Source organism: Rhodococcus sp. P3_B8, from assembly GCF_056402775.1.
In genome coordinates, this window is sequence record NZ_JBFUGT010000335.1 from 1 (window position 1) to 6,822 (window position 6,822).

Genomic DNA, 6,822 nt, shown 5'->3' on the forward strand with positions numbered 1-6,822 from the left:
AAGCACGGGTGCGGTGACCGCGACCTCGACGTCCCAGTCGTCGACCTCACAGGACACGACTTCGCTGCGCATTCGCCCCGCGACCTCCCGGGCCGCGGCACACGCCGCGTCGGTGCCGCGGTCCAGCCCGACGGCCGCGGCGAGGGCGGCCAGATCTGCGGCGGACTGCGCCCGGTGCCGCACCGACACCGCCGAGCCGACGTGCACCAGCATCGCCGTGAGCACCACCAGCGCCGCGAGCGCACAGCACGCCGTCACGGTCACGGAACCGCGATCGTCGCTGATCCCCGAACTCACCGCCCTCCCCCGCTCCACCCCGGCACCGTGGGTTCGAGAACCGCCACCGCCTCCGCGGAGATGTTCACGAGCGGAAGGAGTGGACTGCGTGCCCGCACGGTCGCGACGACGAACTCCCCCTCGGTTCGGACCGACACGTCGGCGCCGTCGGGTGCCACCTTCGCCGCCGTGGAGATCGCCGACTCGCGATCTCCACGGGCAGCGAGCCGTGCTGCCTCGCGGGCCGAGTCGACGCACCGGACGTGCAGTGTCGCCGCGGTGATCGCGCCGACACACAGCACGACCACCGCCACGATCGACGCGATCGCGATGGCAGCCTCGACCGTCACGCCGCCGGCCTCCGACCGGCGCAGGTTCTCGGCAGCACTCATCACACCGCGGTGTTCAGCGCTTTGTCGATGATGTTCGTCAACGCCGTGACGATGCTGTCGCCGGTGACGACCGAATACAGCACGGCGCCGAAGGCCGCGGCCGCGATGGTGCCGATGGCGTACTCCGCCGTCGACATGCCGTCCTCGTCCGTCGCGAGCAGCGTCAAGCGAGCGGTCAATGCTCGAACTTCCGCCAAGCCCCGGATTCCGTGTCCCATGGTGTTCCCCCTTCAGAGTGTCCGGCGCAGCGGTTCTGCGCCGGAAGTGTCGATGTGTCACAACAGCCCGCCGTCCAGCACTCGCGAGGCAAGCCCGACGACGACCGGGATGATGCCGAGGCAGATGAATGCCGGCAGGAAGCACAGCCCGAGGGGGCCACTGATCAGCACGCCTGCGCGTTCGGCCGACGCCGCCGCCAGATGCTCGACCTGGATCCGGCCGTCGGCGGCGAGTTCCGTCATGGAACCGGCGAGCGACGATCCCGATGCGGCCGACCGGCGCGCCATGCGGGCAAGGGATTCGGTGGCCGGGTCCGACGCGGCCGCCTCCCACGCGGTCGCCGCATCCGCCCCCAGCGACAGCAGGTCCGCGGCGCGGCGCAGCGATTCCGCCAGCGGCGCCGGCGCCGTCCGCGACACGGCCTGCGCCGCGGTCGCGACGGGCAGTCCGGCGCGCAGACACGCTGCCAGGAGGTCGAAGGTCGCGGCGGTCGCGAGCGGGTCCTCGCGGCGCGTGGTGTCGTCGACCGCGGACGCCGCATCACCCGGGCCGCGACCGCCGTTGCCGCGCAGTCGCTGTACCGGCGCTCTGGGTGCGGGCAACACCAGCACGGCACAGGCGAGGAGAAGTACCGCGCACCAGATCATCCCGTCACACGTCCGGTAATCCGGTCGGTCCACAACAGGCCCGCGCACACCAGCCCCGCACCGAGCAGCAACAGGATTCCGCCCACACCACCGCCGAACAGCACCGTCAGAGGGGCCGCCCCCATCATCTGGCCGAGACCGACACCCAGCAGCGGCAGCCCGGCGAGTACGGTCGCCGTCGCCCTCGCGCCGGCCAGCGAGGCCTCCGTTCGCTGACGGAAGCGGCTGCGTCCCAACAGGTCCGTCCGTGCAGCCTCGAGCAGTTCCGCCAGTGCGAGACCGTGCGCGTCGGCCACCGCCCAGATATCGGCGATCCGCCCCAACTCGGTACCGACACGGGAGTCCGCGATCCGGAACCCGTCCGCGGCCGATCCTCCGAGCCGCGAGCGCGCCGACGCGGCCCGGAATGCCGCCGCCACACTGCCTGCCGACTCGTCGGCCGCCGTCTGGCATGCGGCAGCCGGATGGGCACCCACCCGAAGTTCCGCCGTCACCAACTCGAGACTCGACAGTACGACACGTAGATCGGCATCCTTCGCTTTCGCCGCCCTGCGTCGCGCCGACCTGAAACGCATAGTTGCACAGACGATCGTCGCGGCGAGGACCGCGTAGAGCCCGCCCACTTCGTACACGATCGGAATGCCGGCGAGTGCCGCCGGAACCACCCAGGGCAGACGCAACCGGCGACGGGGACCTTCCCTGCCCGTCACCGCGAGCAACCGGGGCCGCGATCTCGCGGACGGCACCGCCAGCACTGCGCAGGCGAGGACCACCAGACCGGCGATCACGACGGCACCACCGTCCCCGAGTCCACCGGTCCACGCCGAGAACACAAGTGGCGGAGCCGGTCCACCGCCGGACCCTCACCGGTGTCGTGGCTCCAGGCGGGCACGATCGTGACGCGCCCGTGTTCGTCGCGAGTGACGACACCGATCTGCGTCAGCCGCCGCGCCCCGCTCGACGACCGGTGGACGTGCAGGACCACCTGCACGGCGGCGGCCAGTTGACTGTGCAGCGCCGCGCGGTCCATTCCGCCCAGTGCTGCAAGCGCTTCGAGCCGCGCCGGAACCTCCTCGGGCGAGTTGGCGTGCACCGTTCCGGCACCGCCGTCGTGACCCGTGTTGAGCGCCGTCAGCAGGTCGACGACCTCGGCGCCGCGAACCTCGCCGACGACGATCCGGTCGGGTCGCATACGCAGTGATTGCCGGACGAGGTCCCGGACGGTGACCTCACCCACGCCCTCGACGTTGGGTGCCCTGGCCACGAGCCGGACCACGTGCGGGTGCGTCGGCGCCAACTCCGCGGCATCCTCCACGCACACGATCCGTTCCGCCGGGTCCACCGCCCCCAGCAATGCGGCCAGTAGCGTGGTCTTGCCTGCGCCGGTGCCGCCGGTGACCAGGAAGGCGAGCCGTGCCTGCACGATCATCATCAGCAGGTCGTGGGCTTCCGCGGCCACGGCACCGCCCGCGACGAGCGCGCCGAGCCCCTGGGTGGCCGGGCGCAGCACCCGCAGCGACAGGCAAGTACCGCCCTGGGCCACGGGAGCGAGGACGGCATGCAGCCGCACACCGAACGAACCGTTCCCGACGTCCCGCAACCTTCCGTCGACCCACGGCTGAGCGTCGTCGAGGCGGCGTCCGGCGGACAGCGCGAGCCGTTGCGCGAGCCGGCGCACCGCCGCCTCGTCGGTGAACCGGACGGCTGCGCGTTCGAGCCCGCGGCCTCGATCGACCCACACACGGTCGGGCGCGGTGACGAGCACGTCCGCGACTCCCGGTTCCGTCAGCAACGACTCGAGTGGGCCGGCGCCGGTGAGTTCGGTCATGAGCACCCGCAGCGCCCCGAGCAGATCGGTGTCGCCGAGCACGCCACCGGACTCGGTGCGGATGGCAGCGGCGACGGTCGCCGGCGTCGGCTCGCCGGACGTGTGCGCGAGACGTTCGCGCACACGGTCGAGGAGATCGGGTGTGACGAGGGAGCTCATGCCGCCCACTCCCGCGACCGCGGTCTGCTGCCGACCGTGTCGAGGACCGCCTCGGCCGCGGCGCCCAGCGCGGAGCGCCTGCCCGGCCTCAGTCCGCCGTGTTCGAGCATTCCGGTGAGCGCGCGCTCGGCGCGCATCGACGCGATCAGCGGCAGGTCGAGAACCTCCGCGACGTCGGCGCCGCGGAGCCCACCGGGTGCCGGGCCGCGGACCACGAGTCCCTGGTTGGGGTTCCTCTCGGTGATCCACTGCGACACCTTTCCCGCGGCGATGCAGGCCCGGACGGTCGCGGGCACGACGAGAACCACCAGATCGGCGAGTTCGAGGACGGTTTCCGTGACCGGGCCGGGGAACCGCGACACGTCGCACACGACCAGATCGCCGGCATGGCGGCCGGCATCGGTGACCGCACGGACCGCGGCGGCTGTCGGTCCGGCGCCGTGCCCCGTCCTGCTGCAGGCGAGCACCCGCAGCCGCTCGCCGCGGGCGGGGAGGGCGTCCCGGAGCGCGCCCGAGGAGATCCGGCCGCCCTCGATCGACAGACCCGACCATCGCAGTCCGGGCACGTCCTCGATGCCCAGCAGTACGTCGAGGCCGGACCCCCACGAGTCGGTGTCGAGCAGAAGGGCCGGCTGCGGCCGCGACGCAGCGGTGAGGGCTGTGGCCGCCGCCAGCGTGGAGGCGCCCGCACCGCCACATCCGCCGACGACGGCGACGACGGTGCCGTCCGCGTCGGGACGCTGGGGTTGCTCGCCGAGCACGGCGACCTGCGCGGACTCGTCCTCGGGTACCGCGAGCACGTGTTCCGCCCCGACCGCGGTGGCGATCCGCCACTCGTCGATGCCCGGCGGCCCGTCGCACAGCAGCACTACCCGGCGCCGGCGTGGGAGCCGGTTGCGGCACGCGGCGGCTGCGCGCGCGTCGAGTACGACGATCGGGGCGCTTCCCCAGACGTGCCGGGCGTCGGCGACGTCGACCTCGTTCAGCGCCCGGTCGGCCGCTGCCGCCACGCGCCTGATGCTGTGCAGCAATGCCGGGTCGTCGACCAGAACCAGCACTTCACCCCCGCCTTCTGCGTCCATGCAGCGAGCGTGCCCGCTGCCGGAGACTGCCGGAAGGGGCTCGGCTCGAACTGTGGACAACTTCGGCCCTGTGGATAAAAACTGGTACCAGCGCACCAATTTCGAGGGTTCGAGCCGAGGAGTGCGGCAGACCCGACGCAGACAGAGGACGACCCTCGCCAGGGGGGGAGGAGGCGAGGGTCGTCAGTGTTCAGCCCCGGGGGGTCGGGCTGAACATCGTCCGGATCAAATCCGGACATCAGCAATACTACACCTCCCCCGATCAGTATTTGCAAGTTCAACTGTTGAACGTTCCGTCGTGTCGATAGTGCCGAAAGACCCTTCCTCCGCCCCTTCGGACGAGCCCCCACCCCACTCGAAGTCCGCATATCCTTGGAAATTGTGACCGCGAAGCCACAGAGAAGTGCCAAGACAGGTCGACACACCGAGACAGGTCGGGTTGCCGCATTCTTCGACCTCGACAAGACGATCATCGCGAAATCCAGCACCCTCGCGTTCAGCAGACCGTTCTTCGACCAGGGCCTGATCAACCGCCGATCGGTTCTCAAGAGCAGTTACGCGCAGTTTCTGTTCCTGCTGTCGGGCGCGGACCACGATCAGATGGAGCGGATGCGCGCCTACCTCACGAGCATGTGCGCGGGCTGGAACGTGGACCAGGTCCGGTCCGTGGTCGCCGAAACCCTCCACGACATCGTGGACCCCCTGGTGTTCGCGGAGGCCGCCGACCTCATCGCGGACCACAAGTTGCGGGGCCACGACGTCATCGTGGTGTCGGCGTCGGGCGAGGAGGTGGTGGCGCCGATCGCCGAAGCTCTCGGGGCCACGCGCAGCACCGCCACCCGCATGGCGGTCGCGGACGGGCTCTACACCGGCGAGGTGGAGTTCTACTGCTACGGCGAAGGCAAAGTGGACGCGATGCGGCAACTGGCCGACGAATACCACTACGACCTGTCGGCATGCTACGCCTACTCCGACTCCGTGACCGATCTCCCGATGCTGACCGCAGTCGGCCACCCGACGGCGGTCAACCCGGACCGGGCTTTACGGAAGGCTGCGGCCGGAAACGGTTGGCCCATATTGACTTTCTCGAATCCGGTCTCCCTCCGGGCACGCCTCCAGGCGCCGTCCGCGACCACCGTCGTGACCACGGCGGCGGTGAGCGTCGGGGCCCTGGTCGCGGGCGCGTTCACGTATGGAGTGTTGCGCCGCAAGCGCTGACCGCCGCAACCCGCGACACGGTCACAAACCGAATTTGATACTTGCTGTGAGGGGGGTCACGGGGTACAAAGGAGTTACGGAAGAACGGAAGGCCAAGGTCGACCCAGAAGAGAAGGATCGATCTCCCGACCAGGATTCCCAGCACGGGCACTAGGTACCCACGCGAAGCATAAGCCACTATAAGGGCAGAAGCGTTGTGGGCCTGCGAGACTCGAGTCTTCACCGGCAAGGACCCTGCACAGGTTGCAAGGACGACCCGACGATATTCGGACTCTCGCCGAGGCCACCCACACAACCCACCTTGCACGCTTGGTAACCGGTTGTCCGTGCTAACGGGCGGCGAAGTCGACACCAGTCGGCAGCGCCGCCCGTTTCACATGTTCGGGAACTTGTTGCAGCGCAGGGTATTTCGACTAACTCGTCGCGGCCTCCGCGATCGACGTGGCCTCCCGGGCTCCGGCCTCCAGAGCGCCGCAGCAGAGGACGACCCAGCTGCCGACACCCTCCGGCTCGCCCGACGCGAACGCGGCAGCCCCGTTGCGGTAAGCCTGCTGCCGGCGCAACCAGCTGACCTCCGGGACCCCGAGGTTGTGCGGATCGAGCCCGCTCGCCACGGAAACCAGACGTGACGCGGCGCGCGCGACGATACCGTCGCCGACCCCGAACGGCTTCAGCGTCAACAATTCCCCGTGCACCACGGCCGCCAGAACCGGCGCGGGCGCAGCCGTTCCCCCCGTCACGAGCTGGGCGAGACCGTCGAGCCGCTCCGCGACGCCGGACCCGGCACGCGGCCTGCCGAGCAATTCCTGATCCTCCACGAGATCGGCCGCGGCCAGCAGATGCAGCCGCGCGAGGGCCTGCAGGGGTGCCCGCTGCCAGGTGGACTGCAGAAGCGTGAGGGCGTCACCGTCGAGGGCCTGCCCGACCCGCAGYGCCCCCGACAGAATCGGGTCGCCGGCCTCGCCGGGCGCGGGTAGCTCGGTGCTGCCGCCGTCCAGCGA

Annotated in this window: 9 protein-coding genes; 1 reads left to right on the forward strand and 8 read right to left on the reverse strand. The window is 70.5% G+C overall.

Annotated features, from left to right (window positions below):
• The 7 genes from AC1D1G_RS39335 to ssd all read right to left on the reverse strand — a co-directional run.
• Positions 1-297 (reverse strand): Rv3654c family TadE-like protein (locus AC1D1G_RS39335; protein WP_477956297.1); only part of this gene is annotated, 297 nt, incomplete at its 3' end.
• Positions 294-668 carry a TadE family type IV pilus minor pilin gene (locus AC1D1G_RS39340; RefSeq protein WP_283332841.1) on the reverse strand — a complete coding sequence of 125 codons (375 nt, stop codon included), beginning with the start codon at positions 666-668 and terminating at the stop codon, positions 294-296. The genes AC1D1G_RS39335 and AC1D1G_RS39340, both read right to left, overlap by 4 nt.
• On the reverse strand, positions 668-886 hold the full coding sequence (locus tag AC1D1G_RS39345; RefSeq protein WP_280782891.1) for a DUF4244 domain-containing protein: 219 nt from the start codon (positions 884-886) through the stop codon (positions 668-670). The genes AC1D1G_RS39340 and AC1D1G_RS39345 overlap by 1 nt, the downstream gene beginning before the upstream one ends.
• 57 nt (positions 887-943) lie before the next feature.
• Complete coding sequence (locus tag AC1D1G_RS39350; RefSeq protein ID WP_477956298.1) at positions 944-1,534, reverse strand: type II secretion system F family protein; 591 nt, start codon at positions 1,532-1,534, stop codon at positions 944-946.
• Positions 1,531-2,322, reverse strand: coding sequence for a type II secretion system F family protein (locus tag AC1D1G_RS39355; RefSeq protein WP_477956299.1), 792 nt, complete (start codon positions 2,320-2,322; stop codon positions 1,531-1,533). Before AC1D1G_RS39355 ends, AC1D1G_RS39350 begins: the two co-directional genes overlap by 4 nt.
• Complete coding sequence (locus AC1D1G_RS39360; RefSeq protein ID WP_477956300.1) at positions 2,319-3,521, reverse strand: TadA family conjugal transfer-associated ATPase; 1,203 nt, start codon at positions 3,519-3,521, stop codon at positions 2,319-2,321. Before AC1D1G_RS39360 ends, AC1D1G_RS39355 begins: the two co-directional genes overlap by 4 nt.
• The gene (gene ssd / locus AC1D1G_RS39365) at positions 3,518-4,603 is read right to left on the reverse strand and encodes a septum site-determining protein Ssd (RefSeq protein ID WP_477956301.1); all 1,086 of its coding nucleotides are present in this window, start codon (positions 4,601-4,603) and stop codon (positions 3,518-3,520) included. Before ssd ends, AC1D1G_RS39360 begins: the two co-directional genes overlap by 4 nt.
• 381 nt (positions 4,604-4,984) lie before the next feature.
• Between ssd and AC1D1G_RS39370 the strand changes: the two genes are divergently transcribed.
• Entirely contained in the window at positions 4,985-5,821 is an 837-nt protein-coding gene (locus AC1D1G_RS39370) for an HAD-IB family hydrolase (protein WP_009477389.1), read from the forward strand.
• Positions 5,822-6,234: 413 nt separating this feature from the next.
• Here the strand turns inward: AC1D1G_RS39370 and AC1D1G_RS39375 are convergent.
• On the reverse strand, positions 6,235-6,822 hold a 588-nt coding region (locus AC1D1G_RS39375; RefSeq protein WP_477956302.1), incomplete at its 5' end, for an oxidoreductase.